Below are 20014 nucleotides of genomic sequence, written 5' to 3'. Positions count from 1 at the left end.
GAAACCTCCGATGACTGATTACTGAGTGTTTGAACCGTTTTCCCGAACCCAATAGGCCGTTGCACCACACACCGCCGCTGGCACCACAAACAGGTTGAGCACCGGCACCATCGCCGCCAGGGCGACCGGCAGGCCGAACCCGAGAGCCGACAGCCGGGTATCTCCCAACAGCTTGCGCAGAGCCGGAAAACTGACCTTGTGGTTGTCGGCCGGATAATCCACATATTGCAGCGCCATCATCCAGCTGTTGAACAGAAACCAGAGCACAGCGGCCACCAGGTTGACCACGGGAATCAGGCCAATAATGAACAAGCCCAAAGCCCTGGGCAGGTAATAGGCAATCTTCTGAACCTCCCGCCAGAGCGCACGGGGAATGTCCTTGATAATGGCGGACCAGCTATCGTCAGTAGATACCTCCTGGCCGGTCAGCTGTTTCTCGGTGAGTTCCGCCAGGTAACCATAGAAGGGAGAGCCGATCAGGTTGGCCACGATCACGAAGCCATAGGCCAGCATCAGCAGAATCACCACGCCGTACAGCAGCCAGAAAAGCCAATCGAGTGCCTGCAACCAGGCCCAGTCCGGCAACCAGGCCATGGCCGCAGCGATCATGGCGGTGAACAGTTCGGCCAGAAAATAGAACAGCAGACCGAAAAGCAGGATGTTGATGATCAGCGGGATGACAACAAACAACCGGAGGCCCGGCTGGCGAATCAGCCCGAAGCCTTCCCCCAGATAGCCCAGTCCACGAAAAAAGTTACCCTTGAGCATTACTGGTGTTCCTCCGCTGCCATGACAATAACGGGGCGCAAAGCATATCATGTCGGAACCATTCCCACAGCCCGCGAGGACTCTCGGATTCCACTATGCCCCGCATCCGTTCCATTATCGTCTCCATTCTGGCCATGCGACGGCTATGGCAGGCAGCGCTGTTTGTTTCCATTGCAGCCATCCTTTACCTGGCAACCACCAGTAACAGTTACCCCATCCCTGCGGCGCCCAATGACAAGATCAATCATCTGATTGCCTTTCTGGAGCTCACCCTGGTGACCCGCCTGGCATGGCCACGGCTTTCTGTGCTTTGGTATGCCCCCGCCTTGCTGGTTTTCGGCCTGATACTGGAGGTGGTGCAAGCCAACCTGCCGTACCGGGATTTCTCCCTCGCAGATCTGACAGCGGATGCCGTTGGCATCGGGCTTGGCCTGCTGCCTTGGCCGGGACTTCGACTGGCTCAAGAAACGGATTTGCGAAAATCGCCCGAATCCTTGTGAGACATTTCCTACATGCCTGTAGGAACTCCCTGTGACATCTCGTACGCAGTCTGTAACTTCAGTTACAAACCAAAATCTAAATGAATGATTTGTAACAACTTTCCCATGCTTGACGAGTTCGGCAACGCGTTCTGCGTGCATAGTTCACACGTTTGTAAAGCTGGCATTGGTAATATGAACACCGTCAAGGATGACAGGGAAAGGACGACGCACTGGATGCACCCCGGCACGGACTGCGGGGAGAAGCAGGGACACAGGGACGCTTCGCTTAAGGGATAACGAATCGGATCGCCGGCTCGGATGCTGGCACCAGGGAACGGCAGCAAGGAATGGCAACACGGCGGTTGCCCATCGCGCACGGAGGCGCCAACCTGTTCCGAATCTGAACTGCCCCGGACGGCGGTTCAGTACCTGTTCAAGGGCAGCTTGATGGCTGCCCTTTGTTTTTTCTGGTCAGAAAAATTCAGTCACCGCCGGCCAGATAGATCCTCACCTTGTTGAATTCCTCAAACTCATTCAGATCCGGCCAGGTTCTGGCTTCGATCACAGCCTGCTGCACATAACCGGAATGACCAAGATCCTTCACTCGCGAATCCGCCAGCAGCACTTGGGTCGAGGCTGCTTCGAAGGCCGCCAGTAACGGGCGATTTTCAGGGTCGTACAGAACATCCGCAGCGGTAATCAGATCGACGCTCCCGGGCCGGTTTGCCCAGTCGTCACACAGATCAATCTCCACATTGTTCAGGCGGGCATTGGCGGCCGCGGCATCCAGCGCTGCCGCGTCGATGTCGCAGGCTATGGACCGGGCAGCACCGGCCAGTGCGGAGGCGACAGCCACTACCCCTGAACCGGAGCCAAAATCCAGCACGGTCTTGCCAGCCACCACGTACGGATGCTGCAGAATCCACCGGGCCAGCACCTGCCCGCTGGCCCAGCAGAACGACCAGTACGCCGGTTCGGCCACCACAGCCTGGGCTTCATCATGGCTCAACGGTCCATCCAGCACCCCCGGGTCAAACAGATACAGCTGGATATCCGGGCAGCCCGCAGGCGCCGAAACCGCCACCCGACCTCGACTCAGTGTTTTCTGAAGATGCCGATTGAGAACATCCGGGCTCATAATTTTCCCTCGCCAGTGCTGAAAGGACGTGGGATTGTACCCTTGTCCGGGATGCCGGGATATCGCCGGTTCGGTATACTGCCGCCTCACCCTGAATCACAGTGATCCGTTGATATGGCCAGCAGACCCGATACCGACGACTACCTCAACCTGTTCCTGAACGATGTGCCGCTGATGGACGTCCGGGCGCCGGTGGAATTTGCCAAAGGTAGCTTCCCGTCTGCAGAAAACGCCCCGCTGATGAACGACGAAGAACGGCACCGGGTGGGCATCTGTTATAAGGAAAAGGGCCAGGACAAGGCCATTGAACTGGGGCACCAGTTGGTCTCCGGCGACATCAAGGCCCAGCGAATTGAAGCCTGGAAGCGCTTTGTGGCACAACACCCGGAGGGGTATCTGTTCTGTTTCCGGGGCGGATTGCGCTCGCGCCTGACCCAGCAGTGGATCAGGGACTCCGGCATCGACTACCCGCTGGTGAAAGGCGGCTACAAGGCCCTGCGTCGCTTCCTCATTGACAGCCTGGAAGCACAGATCGAATCAGGTCAGTTCCGGATTCTCAGCGGCCGCACCGGTACTGGCAAGACCCGGGTACTGATGCAACTGCCCAATCCGGTCGATCTGGAGGGCCTGGCGAATCACCGGGGCTCCAGCTTTGGCCGGCAGGTAACTCCCCAACCCTCCCAGATCGACTTCGAGAACCGGCTGGCGGTGGCCATGCTCAAGGCCAGGCACCAAGCGGGAGGGCCAATCTACCTTGAAGACGAAAGCCGCCTGATTGGCCGCTGCGCCCTGCCGGAAACCCTTCGGGCCCGGATGTCTGAATCACCCCTGCTGATTCTGGAACAGGCCATGGAAGAGCGTATTGCCATCATCCGGGCCGACTACGTTGAAGGCATGCTGGCCAGTTACCGGGCCAGGGACGGTGAAGACGCCGGCTGGCTGAATTTCCGGGACTACCTGTTGAGCGCCATCGACCGCATTCGCAAACGCCTGGGCGGCGAGCGTTACCAGAAACTCCGTAACCTGATGCTGCAGGCTCTGGATCAACAGGAAGCCAATGGCTCCCTGGAAGGGCATCATGGCTGGATTGAGGCCCTGCTGACCGACTACTACGACCCCATGTACGACTACCAGCTTACCCAGAAACAGGGCGAAATACTGGTACGGGGCGGCCCCGAAGTCATCACCGAGTGGGCCAGATCCCGCACCAGCACGTAATCCTGGGCGTTGGCAGTAATGCCGTGTACAGCTTTCTCTGCTATATAGTTGGTTCAGACAAATCCCGCTGAACCACGTCATTTGTCGATAAGAACTCACTCAGAAAATATTAACGATCAAGGAGTTTTTCCCTATGGAAGAGTTATTCGGTGCTAACGGGCAGGCCTCTGAATGGGCGGATCAGGCCATTGCCCTGATCATGGCTTATGCCCCAAAGGTTCTGCTGGCGATTGTTACGCTGATTATCGGCCTCTGGCTGATCAACCGGTTCGTCAGGGTGCTGGACAACCGCCTTGGCAAAAAAGATCCTACCCTGAACAAGTTTCTCTGTGGCCTGATCAGCGCCATTCTGAAGATTCTGCTGCTGATCTCCGTCGCCTCCATGGTGGGCATCGCTACCACTTCGTTTGTCGCCATCATCGGTGCCGCCGGCCTGGCGGTGGGCCTGGCCTTGCAGGGCAGCCTGGCCAACTTTGCCGGTGGCGTGCTGATCCTTATCTTTAAACCCTTCAAGGTCGGCGATGTTATTGATGCCCAGGGCTTTCTGGGCTCGGTGCGGGAAATCACCATCCTCTACACCATTGTCGACACCTTCGACAATCGCCGGATCGTGATCCCCAACGGCCAGCTTTCCAACGCCAGCCTGACCAACCTGAGCGCCTACGAAACCCGCCGCTGCGACATGAGCTTCGGCATTGGCTATGGCGATGACATCGACAAGGCCAAGGCCATCTGCAAACGCCTGATCGAAGAGGATGAGCGCGCCCTGAAAGACCCGGCGCCGCTGATCGTTGTTGGCGCCCTCGGCGAAAGCTCGGTAGACCTGACGGTGCGCGCCTGGACCAAGGGCGCCGATCTGTGGCCGTTCTACTGGGATATGCAGGAGCGGGTGAAAAAGGCCTTCGACGCCGAGGGCATTTCGATTCCTTTCCCTCAACGGGACGTGCACATGTACAAGGCTGATTAAACGGAACCGTTTCACATGGAAACATCCGGTAACTCGCAAAGTGCGTATCCTGAACTAAGCTGACGACAAGGCGGGGTAAAAACCCCGCCTGCCATCGGGGCCCGGCCCGGGAAAGGCGGATGGCTCCACAACACTGTCGATGCTGTCAGGAGGTTGTGAACATGCCGGCAAAGCAGCTGAAAACATTTCTGGATGAGGCAGGTGTGGACTACATGTGCCTCTCTCACCCCCCAGCCTTTACCGCACAGGAACTTGCCCATCACGTCAAGATCGCCGGAGATCGGGTAGTCAAAACCGTCATTATCGAACTCGATGGCAAAATGGCCATGCTGGTGATGCCGGCCACCTGGCGTATTCGCTGGGACAGACTGAGCAAGATTCTGGACACCGATTTTGTCGACCTGGCCGACGAACAAGCCTTTCAGGATCGCTTCCCCGATTGCGAAGTGGGCGCCATGCCGCCGTTTGGCAACCTCTTTGGCATGAGCGTTTACTGCGCCGAGGCTTTAACCGAGCAACCGGAACTGGCCTTTGCCGCCGGCAGCCACAGCGAATCCATTCACATGAACACCCGGGACTTCCTGAGTCTGGTACAACCCATGGTTATCAACCAGGGCTTCACCCGTCCGGGCGCCCGCAAACCGGCCTGGCTGGTCCGCAACCCCCGCCGCTCCGGCAATCGGGAGGAGACACCGGCTACCTCCATGGCCGGCTACTGATCCACCCGGGATTGACCCCGGTCGCTTGTCTGCAGCACGGCATCGCGTAAACTGAGGCCAGCAGACAGGAACCGGATATGACACAGACCTTTGACACCATCATCGTAGGCGCCGGCATGGTCGGCGCCGCACTTGCCACCGGGCTGGGCCAGCAGGGCATCCGCGTGGCCCTGATCGACCAGGCTTCCCCCGCCCCCTATCAGCCAGACAGCCACCCGGATATCCGGGTATCTGCCCTCAGTGCCGGCAGCAAGCGCTATCTGGCCAGCCTGGGTGCCTGGCCACGAATACTGGCCATGCGCGCTACCCCTTATTGCCGCCTGGCGGTCTGGGACGAGACACCAAATCCGCTCAAACGACTGGTGCCCCGAAGCCTCACTGAGGTGGAATTCGACGCCAACAGCCTGGGCGCGCCGCATCTTGGCCATATCGTTGAGAACAGCATTACCCAACTGGCTCTGTGGCAAACTGCCGAAACGGAAACTGACGTCACCCTGATCACAGGCCACAGCGTTCGGGACCTGGTCCAGAGCACAGAGTACGCCACGGTGACCCTGGATGATGGCAGCCAGTTGCAGGCCCAGCTGGTGGTCGGCGCCGATGGCGCTATGTCCCGGGTGCGGGAGTTAGCGGGTATCGGTGTTACCCGGGATCAGTACGAACAGCAGGCCCTGGTGATCTCGGTGCGCTATCGGGGCAATGTGGAAGACATTACCTGGCAGGGCTTTTACCCCAGCGGCCCCAGGGCCTTCCTGCCCCTGCACAGCGCTGGCGAGCAGCACCCTGGAGAGAGCTGGGCCTCCCTCGTGTGGTACGACCACCCGGCCCGACTGGACGAACTCAAGGCCATGGGCGAACAGCAATTGATGGCTGAGATCCAGCAGCATTTCCCCGAACGACTACCGGAACTGACCCACATTGACGCCAGGGCCAGCTTTCCCATCGCCCGCCAGCATGCCAAGCACTATTACCAGAACCGGGTGGTGCTGGCAGGCGACGCCGCCCACACCATCAATCCGCTGGCGGGCCAGGGCGTCAATCTGGGCTTCCAGGACGCCCAATGCCTGCAGGGCGTGCTGAAAGAAGCCCGGCGCGGGGGCGAAGACCTGGCCAGTGCGCACTGGCTCAAACTCTATGAACATCGCCGCCGGCCCGCCAACCAGCGGATGATGCTGACCATGGATCTGTTCTACCACCTGTTCAGCAATGCCATTCCGCCAGTGCACCTGGCCCGCAATCTCGGGCTTGGCGCTGCCCGGGTACTGCCGTTCGCGCGCAATCGCGTCGCTCGCTACGCCATGGGCCTGGATGAACAGTTGCCCGCGCCGATTCAACAAATCGTTAATCGCCTGCCCGGCCTGGGTGGCCTATAGTGGCGTACGCGCATTTACTCGACACAAGGAGCCGTTATGTCTGAAACCATCTTCACCAAGATCATCAACCGGGAAATTCCCGCCGACATCGTGTACGAAGACGACATCAGCCTGGCCTTCAAGGACATCAATCCACAGGCCCCGGTGCATCTGCTGATCATTCCGAAGAAAGCCATTGCCACCATCAATGACATTGGGGAAGACGACCGTGAGCTGGTCGGCCATCTTTACTGGGTGGCGGCAAAGCTGGCCAAAGACATGGGCTTTGCCGACGATGGCTACCGGGTAGTGATGAACTGCGGTGAGAATTCCGGCCAGACCGTGTTCCACATTCACCTGCATCTGCTCGCCGGCAAACCCCTGGGCTGGCCGCCGTACACCGACAAGATGAAACAGGCCTAAGCATCCTTCTCACAGACTTGTCGCACAGAATGACAAAGGGCAGCACTGAGGCTGCCCTTTTTGATTACTGCACGGCCGACCGCTTCAATCGTCGGCTCCAACGCTGTTTGGCATAGCGGCGCAGGTTGGAGACATTATCGGTCTCATCCATGATCTCCGTACCCAGCAGGGTTTCCAGAATATCCTCCAGAGTCACCACCCCGAGCCAGGTTCCCAGCTCGTCGTACACCACCGCAATGTGCTGGCGCTCCCGCAGCATTTCCGAAAACAGGAACTCGATGTTGGTGTTGGCCTTTACCTGTTTGATCTGGCGCAGCCGGCTTTGCAGGTCGTCATCGTCGCTCATGCTGATCAGGTCTGCCCGATGCACGTACCCCAGGGTCTCCCCGTCTTCATCAATCATCGGGTAGCGTGAAAACGGCGACTTCATCACCTTTTCCCGGAATTCCGGCACGGTGGTGTCCGGATCGATAAATTTGCACACCGTACGGGGGGTCATGACGGAACTGACCTTGATCTCGTGGAAACGAAGTACGTTGTGGATAATCCGGCGCTCTTCCTCATCCAGAGCCTGCTGATCACGGCCGATCTCTACCAGCGCACTGATTTCGGCGCGAATATCGGTATCGCCGTCACCCGGGGCAATCCTGCGCGTAACCTGCTTCGACAGCCAGACAAAAGGTAGCAGGGCTTTCATCATGAATCCCAGCACCGCCGGCAGCGAAGGGGCGATCACACGCCAGTACTTGGCGCCGATGGTTTTCGGGATAATTTCCGAAAAGATCAGGATCGCCAGGGTCATCGCCGCTGACGCCGCACCCAGCCAGACCTCACCGAAGACAACCGCCACCTGGGCTCCAACGCCGGTAGCGCCGGCCGTATGGGCAATGGTATTGAGGGTCAGGATCGCGGAAAGCGGATCGTCGATTTCATCCTTGAGCCGGCGCAAGCGTGCAAACAGTTGCGGCCGATCATTTTTCAGGGACGCAATGTAACTGGGCGTGATAGACAGCAGGGCTGCTTCGAGAATAGAACAGAGAAATGAAAAGCCGATGGAGATAATCGCGAATGCGACAAGGAGAATCATAGGGCCTCAGAAATGAATTTGTCCCCGCCATGATAGCGCAACTGCGGGCAGGGACAAGAGCGGAAACGGCCACCGAAAGCAGCCGTTCCCAGCCACCCGGGATTAGCGGCCAACCACCCGTTCCGCTTCCTCCATCGGGGTATGGCGAACGTCTTCGCCCTTGACCATGAAGATCACGTTCTCAGCAATGTTGCAGGCATGATCCCCCACCCTTTCCAGGGCACGAAGCACCCACATCACTGACATGCAGCGGGAAATATTGCGGGTATCTTCCATCATGAAGGTCAGCAGGGTACGGGCGGCAGCCTGGTACTCTTCATCCACCCGCTTGTCCTCTTTCATGATCCGCAGTGCCTGCTCGGAATCCAGCCGGGCAAAGGCATCCAGTGCATCATGCAGCATGGTCAGCACGTGGTTGCCAATGTGACGGATTTCGACGTAACCGCGGGGTGCCTGACCTTCCTCCACCAGCTTGATGGCCATTTTGGCAATCTTCTTGGCTTCGTCTCCAACCCGCTCCAGATCCGCCACCATCTTGATCACCGAAATTACCAGGCGCAGGTCCCGGGCAGTGGGCTGACGACGGGCGATGATCAGGGTAGCCTCTTCGTCCAGGTCCACTTCCATTTTATCGACTTTCTTGTCGTTGGCGCGCACTTCCTCCGCCAGGTGGCTATCGCCATCGACCAGGGCCTGCACTGCCCTTTCAACCTGGGTTTCCACCATTCCACCCATCTTGAGGAACTGGGTCTTCAGCTCCATCAGTTCATCATTGAACTTGTGGGAAATGTGATCCCCGTAAACGTCGTCCTTTTTATTAGGCATAGTGTCTGTCTCCGTTATCCCCGAACATGCATCAGCCGAAACGGCCGGTAATGTATGACTCCGTCAGCTCATGTTCCGGAGAGGTGAATACTTTGTCGGTTTCGTTCACTTCCACCAGGTGGCCCAGGTGGAAGTAGGCGGTGCGATGGGAAACCCGGGCCGCCTGCTGCATGGAGTGGGTCACAATGACAATGGTATAGCTCTCGGACAGCTCCGCAATCAGCTCCTCAACCTTGGCCGTAGCAATCGGGTCGAGTGCGGAACAGGGTTCGTCCATCAACACCACCTCCGGGCTCACGGCAATCGCGCGGGCAATACACAGCCGCTGCTGCTGGCCACCGGACATCCCGGTGGCGGTGGCATCCAGACGGTCTTTTACTTCGTTCCAGAGCCCCGCCTTGCGCAGGCTGTTCTCTACAATGTCATCCAGATCGGACTTGCGATTGGCCAGGCCATGGATGCGTGGGCCATATGCCACGTTATCGTAGATCGACTTGGGAAACGGGTTCGGCTTCTGGAACACCATACCCACTCGGGCACGCAACTCCACCACATCCCGCTTGGAATCGTAGATGTCCTGCTCGTCCAGCTGCAGCGAGCCCCTGACCCGACAGATGTCGATGCTGTCGTTCATGCGGTTCAGGCAACGCAGGAAGGTGGACTTGCCACAGCCCGACGGCCCGATAAACGCAATCACCTCGTTACGGGCAATATCCAGGCTGATGTTCTTGATGGCCCGGTCTTCACCGTAGAAAACCTCGACGTTGCGCAACTTGAACTTGGGATCGTCGGCAAACGGCGTTCCGACCGTTTTACCCTCTTCAATCACTGTCTCTGCCGGTCGTTCGTCCTGCACCGGAATGGCCTTCTCTTCGGGCACATCAGCCTCACTGGTTACCGTTGTATTCAGGGTATTCATAAAACTCCTCCTCACCACCGGCGCTCAAGACGCTTACGAAGCCAGATGGCCAATGCATTCATTCCAATCAGGAAAGTCAGCAGCACCATGATGGCTGCTGACGCTCGTTCGATAAAGGCAAGCTCCGGACTGCCGGCCCACAGGAACACCTGTACAGGCAATACCGTGGCGGAATCGAAGAAACCATCGGGCACATCCACGATAAAGGCCACCATGCCAATCAACAGCAAGGGCGCAGTCTCTCCCAGGGCCTGGGCCATGCCGATGATGGAACCGGTCAGCATGCCCGGCATGGCCAGCGGCAGCACATGGTGCAACACCACCTGCATCTTGGAGGCACCGATGCCCTCGGCCGCCTCACGGATGGAAGGCGGCACACTCTTGATCGCCGCACGGCTGGAAATAATGATAGTGGGCAGGGTCATCAGGGTCAGTACCAGACCACCCACCACTGGCACCGAACGCGGCATGCCGAACAGGTTGATGAACACGGCCAGACCCAGCAGACCGAAGATGATCGAGGGTACCGCCGCCAGGTTGTTGATGTTGACCTCAATGAAGTCGGTCAGTTTGTTCTGGGGCGCGAACTCCTCCAGATAGATGGCCGCAGCCACCCCGATCGGGAACGACAGCGCCAGAGTCACAACCATGGTCAGCAAAGAGCCAACAATCGCCCCGAGAATGCCGGCACGGGACGGATCCCGGGAATCGCCCCGGCTGAAAAACACGTCATTGAAACCGGTATCCACCACGCCGCGCTCGTACAATGTATCTACCCACGCCTGCTGCTTCTCGTTCAGCTTGATGGAGTAGTTCTCATCCCCGGCATGTTTGACGTACACATCCACATCGGTATGGGACAGGAAGGTCATGGTCTGGGTGGTATTAAGCAACTCCGGGTTTTCCCGAAGCGCATCCCGCAGCTGATTGGAGGCATAGGGGTTGATCAGATCTCGGACATCGTCCCTGTCCGACTCCCCGGCTTCCGGGATTTCTTTCATCAAGGCGCGGATCAAGGGCTCGACAAAGTCGGCCATTTTCATCTGGCGTTCGTCGGACGCGTCGTCCAGATACATGGCCTCACCGTCGATATCCACCTCCAGGGTAACGGTGGTTTTGATAAAGGCGGTATGGCCCTTGCCAATAATATCGGCAAACAGGATCACCAGAGCCGACAGGGCAATGGCGATGGCAGCGATACCATAGGCACGGAAGCGGCGCTCCTTGCGGTAACGGCGCTTGAGTGACTGGCGGACAAGTTCCGCCTGTGAACGTTGATCAGTCATACTGTTCCCGATATTTGCGGACAATTTTCAGAGCAATAACGTTAAGCAGGAGCGTGGCCAGGAACAGCATCGCACCCAGGGCGAAGGCGGCCAGAGTTTTGGCGCTGTCGAATTCCTGGTCACCGGTCAGCAGGGTGACAATCTGCACGGTTACGGTGGTCACCGATTCCAGCGGGTTAGCGGTCAGATTCGCCGCCAGGCCTGCAGCCATCACCACAATCATCGTTTCACCAATGGCCCGGGATACCGCCAGCAGTATCCCGCCCATGATCCCGGGCAACGCCGCAGGAAAGATAACCTTTTTCATGGTCTCGGACTGGGTGGCGCCGAGTGCCAGCGAACCATCCCGGAGTGTTTGCGGCACGGCGTTGATAACGTCGTCGGAAAGAGAGGAAACGAAAGGAATAATCATGATGCCCATCACCCCACCGGCTGCCAGGGCACTTTGGGAAGACGCATTGATACCCAGGGAAGCGGCAAAATCACTGATAAACGGCGCCACCGTCAGGGCGGCAAAGAAGCCGTAAACCACAGTCGGAATACCCGCCAGCATTTCCAGCAGCGGCTTGAAAATACCCCGTACCCGCTTGTTGGCATACTCAGACAGATAGATGGCCGATAAAAGCCCTACCGGTACCGCAACCACCATGGCAATGGCAGAGATCAGGAGCGTGCCTGTAAACAGGGGCACCATCCCGAAGGCGCCCTCGGCTGCCACCTGATCGGCGCGCAACGCCGTCTGGGGGCTCCATTGGGTGCCGAAGAAAAACTCAAAGAAGGAAATCTTCTGGAAGAAACGGAAGGTTTCAAAGGCAACCGAAAAGACAATGCCAACCGTGGTGAGGATCGCCAGCGCAGCGCAGGCGAAAAAGATCCATTTCAGGGTGGTTTCAACCTGGCTCCGGGCATTCAGCTTCGGGCTGATCCGGATCCAGCCCAGAAAGCCGGCCAGCACCGCAACGGCAACAACCAGAACCGACATGTAGAGCCGACTTTGAGCACGCAAAGCCTGCAACCGCTCGGCTGCCTCGGCAATCGGAGCCTCGACAAAGCCCGGAGGCAGGGCGCCACTGGCCACGTTGCTGATTTTGCTGAGCAGCAGACTGGCTTGCCCTGCCCCTTCCGGCACCAGGTCTGGTGGCAGGGAGCCGATCACCAGCAACTGAATGACTTTACCCTGAAATGCCGCCCACAGTGCCAGCACAATCAGTGCCGGAATGCCGCACCAGAGCGCAGCACGGGCACCGTAATAGAACGGCAGGGATTTGAGATGCCGGATACCACCCATCGGCATGGCCAATGAGCGGGAGCGGGCATATCCAAGACCATAAGCCACCACCACGAAGGCAATGACCAATAGCATGAGGTTAGCCGGTTGCATGAAAATTCCTGTTTGACACGTTTAGCAGGTCACAAGTGTAAAGCGTAAAAAACCAATTCGCACTTTCAACTATCTTACGTGCGAAAGGGTGCGGCCCTTCAGAGCCGCACCCTTTCGCTCACTACTCGCGGTAGTCCGCGCTTACATCAGCTCGTCTTTGGTCAGGTTAGGCATCTTTTCAGCCTTCTCCTGCAGATCCATCAGCGCATCGCGCGGCGGAACGATCAGACCAACGCTTTTCAGGTAGCCATTCGGGCCCATGGCGCCCATGCCGGTAAACTCCTGAGCGTACTCCTGGATGCCAGGAACAACACCAACGTGGGCTTTTTTCACGTAGAAGAACAGTGAACGGGCAACCGGGTACTCATCGGCAGCGATACCTTCGGCAGTTGGCACCTTCCCGTTCAGGGTAGCAGCCTGCAGACGATCAGCATTCTCTTCCAGGAAGCTGTAACCGAAGACGCCGTACATGCCGGTATCACCAATCAGCTTCTGGACGATCAGGTTGTCATTCTCACCCGCTTCGATGAAAGCGCCGTCTTCGCGAATGCTCTGACACACACCTTCCATGTCATCTTCACTCATGTTGGCAACTGCAGGCAGGTCTTCACAGCCGCCCTGCAGAGCCAGCTCGTTGAAGGAGTCACGGGTACCGGAAGTCGGAGGCGGCCCCATCACACGGATCGGCTTGTTCGGCAGGCTGGAATCGATGTCGCTCCAGTTCTTGTACGGGTTGGCGATCAGCTCATTCTCGTTTTTCGGGTTGGGTACTTCTTTACCCAGCGCCAGGAACAGCTGCTCCAGAGTTACTTCAAGATTTTCGGCTTCTTTGGAGCTGGCGATCACGATGCCGTCAGAACCAATGCGGAACTCGGTGATGTCCTTCACGCCATTGCTCTGGCACAGATCAAACTCGGACGGCTTCATACGACGGGAAGCGTTGGTGATGTCCGGGTGCTGGGTGCCTACGCCCTGACAGAACAGCTTCAGGCCGCCACCGGAACCAGTGGATTCCAGCTTGGGTGTCGGGAAATCGGTGTTGGCACCAAAACGCTCGGCTACCACAGTAGCGAACGGATACACGGTGGAAGAGCCCACGATGCTGATGGTGTCACGGGCCATGGCCGGTGCAGACAGGGCGGCAACAGAGCCGGCCAGCGCAACGGTTGCAAGTGCTTTGTTCAGTTTCATCACGTCGAGTCTCCATTATTTACTTTGGACGTTGTGTCGGATCTGCTTTACCGATGACTGCATCCTAGGGGCACTCTGTGACAACTTTGTTACAGCTTTTGAAATATAGCTGTCATTGTTCAAATTTTCTTGCAGCCCCGCGCCAGCCCGTTACCATGCACAGAAAACAACTCACAAGCTGTACAGGCGATCCTGATGACTGCGTACGATGATGACAAACCGGCCCCCCGGGGCGAGATGATGCTGCAGGTGGTGCCACTGCCGTCAGACACCAATGCCAACGGCGACGTCTTCGCCGGCTGGCTGGTCAAACAGATGGATATTGCGGCAGCGACCATGGCTGGTCGCATTTCCCAGGGCCGTAATGCCACCGTCGCGATGGACAGAATGGAGTTTCTGTCACCCTTGCGTGTGGGCTCCCAGGTGGGCTGCTACTGTGAATTGGTGGACATCGGCCGCAGCTCCATGAAAATCAACGTGGAAGTCTGGACACTGGACCGCGCCTCCAAGACACCCCGCAAGGTGACTGAAGGGCTGTTTGTGTACGTGGCGATTGATGAGCATGGGCGCATCCGGGAAGTCCCGGAGCAGAACCACTAAGTCCGCGCCATCAACTGCTGAACCAGCGCCTGGTACTTCGGGGCCAGTTCTGACGCCCGCCAGCCTTGTGGCGGGTTCGGCTCGGGAGATTGCTTTAACAGCCGTGCCAGCTGTTCAGCCGCCGCCAGGGCTTCCCCGCCGGGGTCAGAGTCCAGGCTCCGGTATCGGCAGTCTGCCGGCACATATTCCCGGTAGGCCAGCCGGTCCGGTGCCAGCGGCAAGCACCCGGATGCCATCGCCTCCAGCATCGCCAGGCCCTGGAAATCGTGCAGTGCCGTCGACACCACAATATCGGCACTGCGCAACAGCCGATCGTAATCTTGCCGGTGTTCCAGAAAGCCCCAGTGTTCAATGCGGCGGGCAAATTGCTGGTAAATCCGGTCAAAGGCTTGCGGGCGGCTGCGAAAGCCTTCACCCACCACACTGATGCGATAGTCCAGCTTGCGCTGCTCCAGCTGTTCCAGCAGGCCGAACAACCGGTCGGGCCCCTTGTCGTATTCCCAGCGATGATTCCATAACAGATGCGGCCGTTCCCGGTTCACGGACCGTGGCTGCTCGATAAACAAGCGGTCTTCAATCGGCACCGGCAGCACCGAAGACCTTTCCCTGAGCGTTTCTATCACCCCGCAAGGCACCGCATCCGGCATCTTGTTGAGAAAGTCTTCGACGCCCTGCAGAAAGCTGTCCCGGTTCCAGGCACTGTTAAAGACCACCGCATCGGCGGCCAGAGCGCTGTAGAGATTGACCATCTGCGGCTCCACCCGGCTCCGCTGCTGATCGCTGACCGGAAAGGCAAACTGGTTCTCATGCATATAAAGCAGACAGGGGGTGTTCGCGATTCGAGGATGCAGCCCGCGCAAGGTGGCCAGATCAACCATGGAAGTGGCAATGACCAGGTCCCAGGATTCTTCAAGGTAGGGCTGATCCAGCCAGCTCACCGGATTACCTCGAATCCGCCACTGGAAGAACCTGGGCGGAAGCGCCAGCGTCTGCCAATGATAATCGGGCAGCATGGCGACCAATTGCTCGCGCCAGCGCTGATGACTGGCAGCATCATAAGCGGACAATAACAGAATGCGTTGGGTCATGACGGTCCAAAGCAGGAGGTCGAAGTAATCGGCAAGTATATCAGGCCTCGGACTTCCCCCGGCTCAGGGACCACAGGCCGAACACCGGTCCCGGCAAAAGCAGCAACGCTACCCAACCCCCCCAGGCATTCCAGAGCCCACTGGTGAGCCAGATGGCCGGCAGGGTCAGGCCAAAGCCGACCGCGTTCATGACCGCCAGAGATGAGCCAACGGTTTCTTTCGGGGCCGTGACTGCAGCCAGCGCGGAGAATTGCGGGGAATCGGCCACCACAGCGACGCCCCAAACCAGTAGCACCGCCAGCAACAACTCCGGTGGCAGCCCGTTCATCCAGGGATAGAGCAGGCACAATGCCCCGGACACCATCAACGCCCGCCGGGCAACCCACTCACTGCCCCGAGTCCGACTGATCCGGCCGCCGCCAATACATCCAGCGGCACCCATACCGATCACCGCAAACGACAACCAGGGGATCAAGGCATCACCCTGTCCCAGGCGCTGCAGTTCTCGCCCGATCAACAGCGGCACCAGCGTCCAGAAGGCGTAAAGCTCCCACATGTGGCCAAAATAACCACCGGCCACGGCCCGGAACCGGGGCAGGCGTAAAGCCGACAAGCCCTGTCTCAGGGGAAGCCGCCCGCTGGTTTTGGGCAGGTGCGGCCCGTCACCCAGCAGAAACACCAACAGCCCGCCCAGTAGCGCCAGACAGGACGATGCAAACAGTGGCCACTCCCAGGGCATACCTGCTGTCGCCCCTCGCATCAGATGTGGCAAAGCGGTGCCCAGGGTCAGCATACCCACCAGCCAGGCCAGGGCGGCGCCGGCATATTTGGGTGTCCAGGCAATCACCAGCTTCATACCGAGGGGGTAGATTCCGGCCAGACACAGGCCGGTAGCGAACCGGAACAAGCTGTCCAGTGGAAACACCCCGGCCCCCGCTACAAAGCCGGCGTTCGCCAGTGCGCCCAGCAGGCTCGAAATAAGGAAGATGCGGCTGGCGCCGAAGCGATCCGCCAGGCCGGTCACCGCCAGAGCAAGCGTACCGGCAATAAAACCCGCCTGAACAGACAGCGTAAGCCGGCCCAGATCCGATTCCGCTAACCCGAGTTCGGCTGAAAGGGATAGCCAGACCCCGTTGATACTGAACCAGAGGGAGGTGCCGAACAATTGTGCTAGCACAATGACTGGCAAAGGATAACGTTGCAGTAGGCTGGTCATATTATTGTCTTTGCGGTTACCGTAAAACCAAGCCTAGCTCGAAACCCGACTGAGACCCCATGCGACTTTGGTGCCCGGTCACGGTTTGGTTAAACGATCCAGCCGCAGGCGCTCCCGGTCATCAAACAGCCGCCGGCCTCCCCAACTGACCGCCATCACCGCGCCAAACCCCGTGCCGACGGTAATAATCAGCATAACCAATATCTGGTACTTAACGGCGACCGCGGGCGGGCTGCCCGCCAGTATCTGACCGGTCATCATGCCGGGCAGGCTGACAATGCCGGCTGCTGCCATGGCGTTAATGGAGGGCATCATGCCACTGCGCATGGCTTCCCGACGGATGTCTTCCAGTGCCTGTTGCCAGGTCTGGCCCAGCATCAGCCGGTTCTCGATTACCGCCCGCTGGCGCCAGACCGAATCATTCAGACGATCCAGAGCCAGGCTGACCCCGGTCATGGTGTTGCCCAGCATCATACCCAGCAAAGGAATCGCATACTGAGGGGTATACCAGGGCTCCGGACCAATCACCACCGCCAGTGCCAGCACGGTCACGGTAAATGACGACACGAACATCGCGCCGGTGCCGATCCCGAACGCCCACCCGCCTTTCAGGCGTCGGCCCTGGCGCGCCACCACTTCCCGGCCAGCCACCAGCAGCATGACCGCCGCCAGCAGCGCAATCCAGTAGAAGGCGGAAGAGGCAAACAGGGCTTCCAGTACCAGGCCAATCAAAGCCAGCTGAATAACCGTTCGTATGGCCGCCACCAACAGGCTGCGGGTGATCCCCAGCCGCCCCAGGTAAGCCGTCGCTGCCAACGCCAGTACCAACAAGGCCGCCAGGCCCAGCTTCCACCAGGCCAGGTCAATCACTTCCATGGACAGGCTCCAGTGCGGATCCTCGAATCCGATAGTGAACGTTGGCTACCCGATGAATCTGGGCGGAATCATGGGCGACCCACAAAGTGGCGATCTGCCGCTGTTCAATCTCCTGCAACAGCCAGCGTTCGATCGCCTCTGTCGATTCGTTATCCAGATTGGCGGTCGGTTCATCCAGCAGCAGCGCGTCTGGTTCCAGAACCAGGGCCCGCCACAACGCGAGCCTTTGTCGCTCACCGGAGGACAACCGGCTGATCGACCAGTCCATCACCTCGGCAGGGAAACCCAGAGCAGCAGGCAAACGCTCACCAGCCCCCTCGGGAAAGTGGGCGCTTACCTCATCAAACCACCACTGGCTTTCCGCCGGCACCATCACCACCTGGCGCCGCCACTGATGTGCCGGTACGCTCTGTTGATTGAGGTTATCCAGAGAAATCTGACCGCCGTGGGGCTCCAGATCGGCCACCGCGCGCAGTAACCGGCTCTTGCCACTGCCAGAGGCACCGGACAGGCACACTACCTGTCCGCCGGGAACGGTCAGCGTTACTTCACTCAGCGCGCCAACGCTGACCCCTTGCAACAACAGCCCGGTCAAAGCCAAGTCACCAGGGCAGTTCCTCACCATTGCTGTGCCAGAACGACCCGGTGTTCTCCAGAGTCAGATTGGCAATGCGCTCGGCCAGCCCCCTGGCAGACTCCTCCGGCGTGATCAGCCCGCCAAAGTTCACCATTCGCGTTTTCACATAACCGGGGTGCAGCTGCGCCACGGCAATGCCCCTGGGTTTGAGATCCACCGCCAGGGATTTTCCGAAAGCGTTCAGCGCAGCCTTCGAGGCCCGATAGCCATAACGGCCGCCGGAGTCGTTGTCGGCGATAGAGCCCATCCGGCTGGTTATATTGGCAATCTTGCTGCCCTGCCCCATCAGAGGCGCCAGGGCTTCGGCCACGCGCAGTGGCGCGTAGGCGTTGATTTCCATCTGGGTGCGAATGGAGTCGAAGTCGATACCGCCCAGCTGCTCGTCCTGAAGCAGGCCCGCGTTGTTAATCAGCAAGCTGATACGCTTGCCCGCCAGACTGGATTTCAGCTTATCGATGCCGGCATCGGTGGTGACATCCACGCCGTCGATCACCTGACCCGCCACACCGGCAAGCTCTTCCGAGGACTGTCGGCATACGCCAATGACCTCGCAGCCCTCAGCGGCATAGTGCCGGGCCAGCTCCAGACCAATACCCCGATTGGCACCGGTAATGACCACCACATTGGAATCAGACATAGCCTTTTTCTCCTATTGGTTTCTCCGCTCGTTCCGGCAACCATACTGACAACGCTGCCGCTGTGGCTACCAGGGCAGCGGAAATCCACAAACAGGCTTCCAGCCCGTAGGCCTGGTACACCCAGCCAGAGAGAATGGTGCCCAGCAGCCGGCCGGCGGCGTTAGACATATAATAGAACCCCACATCCAGCGATACGCCGTCACCCCGGGCGTAGCTGACAATCAGGTAGCTGTGCAGCGAGGAGTTGATGGCAAACAGCACCCCGAACAGCAGCAAACCGCCAATCACCACCACCTGTGCCGACCAACCGGCCAACAGAGCCCCGGCAATGGCGGCAGGAACCAACGCCAGCACTGCCGCCCAGATCACGGCACCGGACTTACCGTTGGCGTGGCCGGTGATTCTGGGCGCAAGGGTCTGGATAAAACCGTAACCGATAATCCAGCTGGCCATAAAGCCGCCAACTTTCCAGTGGTCCCAGCCGAACACCGTGGCCATGTACACCGGCAACGCCACTACAAACCACACGTCCCGGGCGCCGAACAGAAACATCCGGGCCGCCGACAACACGTTGATGGCCCGGCTTTTGGACAGGATCTCGCTGAACTTGGGTTTGGCCTTGCTCTTGCCCAGGTCCTGACCCAGCAGGAACAGACTGGCCAGCCACACCAGCCCCAGCGCTACCGCCATGAGGATTACCGCACCGGTAAACCCGGCGGCCATTAGCAACACGCCGCCCAGAAAGAATCCCACCCCTTTCAGGGTGTTCTTGGAGCCGGTGAGAATCGCCACCCACTTGTACAGGGTGCCCTGTTGCTCATCCGGTACCAGCAGCTTGATACCGCTCTTGGCCGACATCTTGTTGAGGTCTTTGGCAATACCCGACAACGCCTGTGCCGCCATCACCCAGGGCACCGTGAGCATGGCGGCCGGCACCGCCAGCATGGCCAATGCAACAATCTGCAGGAACAACCCGATGTTCATGGTGCGGTTCAGGCCCATGCGGGCGCCGAGATAGCCGCCCACCAGGTTGGTCACCACCCCGAAGAACTCGTAGAAGATGAACAACAGGGCGATTTCCAGGGGCGAGTAGCCCAGCTGGTGAAAGTGCAACACCACCAGCATCCGCAGGGCACCGTCGGTCAGGGTGAAGGCCCAGTAGTTGCCGGTGATCACCAGGTACTGGCGAATGGCGGCATTCAT

The 20014-nt window shown here is 58.9% G+C and carries 21 protein-coding genes; 7 read left to right on the top strand and 14 right to left on the bottom strand.

Annotated features, from left to right (window positions below):
• Window positions 1-18: 18 nt before the first annotated feature.
• On the bottom strand, window positions 19-768 hold the full coding sequence (gene cysZ, locus Q674_RS35275) for a sulfate transporter CysZ (protein WP_011787023.1): 750 nt from the start codon (window positions 766-768) through the stop codon (window positions 19-21).
• 95 nt (window positions 769-863) lie between these two features.
• On the opposite strand from cysZ, the gene Q674_RS35270 reads away from it, so the two are divergent.
• Window positions 864-1268 carry a teicoplanin resistance protein VanZ gene (locus Q674_RS35270; protein ID WP_023009474.1) on the top strand — a complete coding sequence of 135 codons (405 nt, stop codon included), beginning with the start codon at window positions 864-866 and terminating at the stop codon, window positions 1266-1268.
• 463 nt (window positions 1269-1731) lie between these two features.
• Here Q674_RS35270 and Q674_RS35265 read toward each other — a convergent pair whose 3' ends face one another.
• Window positions 1732-2388, bottom strand: a complete 657-nt coding sequence (locus tag Q674_RS35265; protein WP_011787025.1) for a 50S ribosomal protein L11 methyltransferase — start codon at window positions 2386-2388, stop codon at window positions 1732-1734.
• A gap of 114 nt (window positions 2389-2502) precedes the next feature.
• Between Q674_RS35265 and mnmH the strand changes: the two genes are divergently transcribed.
• From mnmH to Q674_RS35240, 5 genes are all read left to right on the top strand, one after another.
• Window positions 2503-3606, top strand: a complete 1104-nt coding sequence (mnmH, locus tag Q674_RS35260) for a tRNA 2-selenouridine(34) synthase MnmH (protein ID WP_023009473.1) — start codon at window positions 2503-2505, stop codon at window positions 3604-3606.
• A gap of 133 nt (window positions 3607-3739) precedes the next feature.
• Complete coding sequence (locus Q674_RS35255) at window positions 3740-4573, top strand: mechanosensitive ion channel family protein (RefSeq protein ID WP_011787027.1); 834 nt, start codon at window positions 3740-3742, stop codon at window positions 4571-4573.
• A gap of 161 nt (window positions 4574-4734) precedes the next feature.
• Window positions 4735-5292 (top strand): aminoacyl-tRNA deacylase, encoded by a 558-nt coding sequence (locus Q674_RS35250; protein WP_014422884.1) that lies wholly within the window; start codon window positions 4735-4737, stop codon window positions 5290-5292.
• A 77-nt stretch (window positions 5293-5369) separates the two neighbouring features.
• Window positions 5370-6665 carry an FAD-dependent monooxygenase gene (locus Q674_RS35245; protein WP_023009472.1) on the top strand — a complete coding sequence of 432 codons (1296 nt, stop codon included), beginning with the start codon at window positions 5370-5372 and terminating at the stop codon, window positions 6663-6665.
• Window positions 6666-6701: 36 nt separating this feature from the next.
• Window positions 6702-7067, top strand: coding sequence for a histidine triad nucleotide-binding protein (locus Q674_RS35240; RefSeq protein WP_011787030.1), 366 nt, complete (start codon window positions 6702-6704; stop codon window positions 7065-7067).
• A 64-nt stretch (window positions 7068-7131) separates the two neighbouring features.
• On the opposite strand, the gene Q674_RS35235 is transcribed toward Q674_RS35240, so the two are convergent.
• The 6 genes from Q674_RS35235 to Q674_RS35210 all read right to left on the bottom strand — a co-directional run bounded on the left by Q674_RS35235 (window position 7132) and on the right by Q674_RS35210 (window position 13759).
• A complete protein-coding gene (locus Q674_RS35235) occupies window positions 7132-8154 on the bottom strand; it encodes a CNNM domain-containing protein (protein ID WP_011787031.1) in 1023 nt (340 codons plus the stop codon).
• 102 nt (window positions 8155-8256) lie between these two features.
• Entirely contained in the window at window positions 8257-8979 is a 723-nt protein-coding gene (gene phoU, locus Q674_RS35230) for a phosphate signaling complex protein PhoU (protein ID WP_011787032.1), read from the bottom strand.
• A 31-nt stretch (window positions 8980-9010) separates the two neighbouring features.
• Window positions 9011-9898, bottom strand: a complete 888-nt coding sequence (gene pstB, locus Q674_RS35225; RefSeq protein WP_023009471.1) for a phosphate ABC transporter ATP-binding protein PstB — start codon at window positions 9896-9898, stop codon at window positions 9011-9013.
• Between the two features lie 11 nt (window positions 9899-9909).
• Window positions 9910-11184, bottom strand: coding sequence for a phosphate ABC transporter permease PstA (gene pstA / locus Q674_RS35220; protein WP_011787034.1), 1275 nt, complete (start codon window positions 11182-11184; stop codon window positions 9910-9912).
• Window positions 11177-12565: a phosphate ABC transporter permease subunit PstC gene (gene pstC / locus Q674_RS35215; RefSeq protein WP_011787035.1), complete on the bottom strand. Its 1389-nt coding sequence runs from the start codon at window positions 12563-12565 to the stop codon at window positions 11177-11179. Before pstC ends, pstA begins: the two co-directional genes overlap by 8 nt.
• A gap of 141 nt (window positions 12566-12706) precedes the next feature.
• Window positions 12707-13759 carry a substrate-binding domain-containing protein gene (locus Q674_RS35210; RefSeq protein ID WP_036149910.1) on the bottom strand — a complete coding sequence of 351 codons (1053 nt, stop codon included), beginning with the start codon at window positions 13757-13759 and terminating at the stop codon, window positions 12707-12709.
• Window positions 13760-13951: 192 nt separating this feature from the next.
• Here Q674_RS35210 and Q674_RS35205 point away from each other — a divergent pair, with 192 nt between their 5' ends.
• Entirely contained in the window at window positions 13952-14356 is a 405-nt protein-coding gene (locus tag Q674_RS35205; protein WP_011787037.1) for an acyl-CoA thioesterase, read from the top strand.
• Here Q674_RS35205 and Q674_RS35200 read toward each other — a convergent pair.
• From Q674_RS35200 to arsJ, 6 genes are all read right to left on the bottom strand, one after another.
• A complete protein-coding gene (locus tag Q674_RS35200) occupies window positions 14353-15444 on the bottom strand; it encodes a DUF3524 domain-containing protein (RefSeq protein ID WP_023009470.1) in 1092 nt (363 codons plus the stop codon). The genes Q674_RS35205 and Q674_RS35200 overlap by 4 nt on opposite strands.
• A 40-nt stretch (window positions 15445-15484) precedes the next feature.
• Entirely contained in the window at window positions 15485-16660 is a 1176-nt protein-coding gene (locus Q674_RS35195; protein ID WP_022993217.1) for an MFS transporter, read from the bottom strand.
• A gap of 78 nt (window positions 16661-16738) precedes the next feature.
• The gene (locus tag Q674_RS35190) at window positions 16739-17536 is read right to left on the bottom strand and encodes an ABC transporter permease (protein WP_011787040.1); all 798 of its coding nucleotides are present in this window, start codon (window positions 17534-17536) and stop codon (window positions 16739-16741) included.
• A complete protein-coding gene (locus tag Q674_RS35185) occupies window positions 17523-18131 on the bottom strand; it encodes an ATP-binding cassette domain-containing protein (RefSeq protein ID WP_036199676.1) in 609 nt (202 codons plus the stop codon). The genes Q674_RS35190 and Q674_RS35185 overlap by 14 nt, the downstream gene beginning before the upstream one ends.
• Before the next feature lie 7 nt (window positions 18132-18138).
• Complete coding sequence (locus Q674_RS35180; RefSeq protein WP_023009468.1) at window positions 18139-18810, bottom strand: SDR family oxidoreductase; 672 nt, start codon at window positions 18808-18810, stop codon at window positions 18139-18141.
• The gene (gene arsJ, locus Q674_RS35175; RefSeq protein ID WP_023009467.1) at window positions 18803-20014 is read right to left on the bottom strand and encodes an organoarsenical effux MFS transporter ArsJ; all 1212 of its coding nucleotides are present in this window, start codon (window positions 20012-20014) and stop codon (window positions 18803-18805) included. Before arsJ ends, Q674_RS35180 begins: the two co-directional genes overlap by 8 nt.

Source organism: Marinobacter sp. EVN1 (assembly GCF_000475375.1).
Lineage (GTDB): Bacteria > Pseudomonadota > Gammaproteobacteria > Pseudomonadales > Oleiphilaceae > Marinobacter > Marinobacter nauticus.
The sequence above is the reverse complement of the archived record's forward strand: the minus strand, read 5'-3'. Positions and strand labels throughout refer to the sequence as shown.

What these genes read in the sequence shown, in the direction of transcription:
- cysZ (WP_011787023.1), bottom strand. Translation starts at nt 768, where the DNA reads ATGCTCAAGGGTAACTTTTTTCGTGGACTGGGCTATCTGGGGGAAGGC.
- Q674_RS35270 (WP_023009474.1), top strand. Translation starts at nt 864, where the DNA reads ATGCCCCGCATCCGTTCCATTATCGTCTCCATTCTGGCCATGCGACGG.
- Q674_RS35265 (WP_011787025.1), bottom strand. Translation starts at nt 2,388, where the DNA reads ATGAGCCCGGATGTTCTCAATCGGCATCTTCAGAAAACACTGAGTCGA.
- mnmH (WP_023009473.1), top strand. Translation starts at nt 2,503, where the DNA reads ATGGCCAGCAGACCCGATACCGACGACTACCTCAACCTGTTCCTGAAC.
- Q674_RS35255 (WP_011787027.1), top strand. Translation starts at nt 3,740, where the DNA reads ATGGAAGAGTTATTCGGTGCTAACGGGCAGGCCTCTGAATGGGCGGAT.
- Q674_RS35250 (WP_014422884.1), top strand. Translation starts at nt 4,735, where the DNA reads ATGCCGGCAAAGCAGCTGAAAACATTTCTGGATGAGGCAGGTGTGGAC.
- Q674_RS35245 (WP_023009472.1), top strand. Translation starts at nt 5,370, where the DNA reads ATGACACAGACCTTTGACACCATCATCGTAGGCGCCGGCATGGTCGGC.
- Q674_RS35240 (WP_011787030.1), top strand. Translation starts at nt 6,702, where the DNA reads ATGTCTGAAACCATCTTCACCAAGATCATCAACCGGGAAATTCCCGCC.
- Q674_RS35235 (WP_011787031.1), bottom strand. Translation starts at nt 8,154, where the DNA reads ATGATTCTCCTTGTCGCATTCGCGATTATCTCCATCGGCTTTTCATTT.
- phoU (WP_011787032.1), bottom strand. Translation starts at nt 8,979, where the DNA reads ATGCCTAATAAAAAGGACGACGTTTACGGGGATCACATTTCCCACAAG.
- pstB (WP_023009471.1), bottom strand. Translation starts at nt 9,898, where the DNA reads ATGAATACCCTGAATACAACGGTAACCAGTGAGGCTGATGTGCCCGAA.
- pstA (WP_011787034.1), bottom strand. Translation starts at nt 11,184, where the DNA reads ATGACTGATCAACGTTCACAGGCGGAACTTGTCCGCCAGTCACTCAAG.
- pstC (WP_011787035.1), bottom strand. Translation starts at nt 12,565, where the DNA reads ATGCAACCGGCTAACCTCATGCTATTGGTCATTGCCTTCGTGGTGGTG.
- Q674_RS35205 (WP_011787037.1), top strand. Translation starts at nt 13,952, where the DNA reads ATGACTGCGTACGATGATGACAAACCGGCCCCCCGGGGCGAGATGATG.
- Q674_RS35200 (WP_023009470.1), bottom strand. Translation starts at nt 15,444, where the DNA reads ATGACCCAACGCATTCTGTTATTGTCCGCTTATGATGCTGCCAGTCAT.
- Q674_RS35195 (WP_022993217.1), bottom strand. Translation starts at nt 16,660, where the DNA reads ATGACCAGCCTACTGCAACGTTATCCTTTGCCAGTCATTGTGCTAGCA.
- Q674_RS35190 (WP_011787040.1), bottom strand. Translation starts at nt 17,536, where the DNA reads ATGGAAGTGATTGACCTGGCCTGGTGGAAGCTGGGCCTGGCGGCCTTG.
- Q674_RS35180 (WP_023009468.1), bottom strand. Translation starts at nt 18,810, where the DNA reads ATGTCTGATTCCAATGTGGTGGTCATTACCGGTGCCAATCGGGGTATT.
- arsJ (WP_023009467.1), bottom strand. Translation starts at nt 20,014, where the DNA reads ATGAATGCCGCCATTCGCCAGTACCTGGTGATCACCGGCAACTACTGG.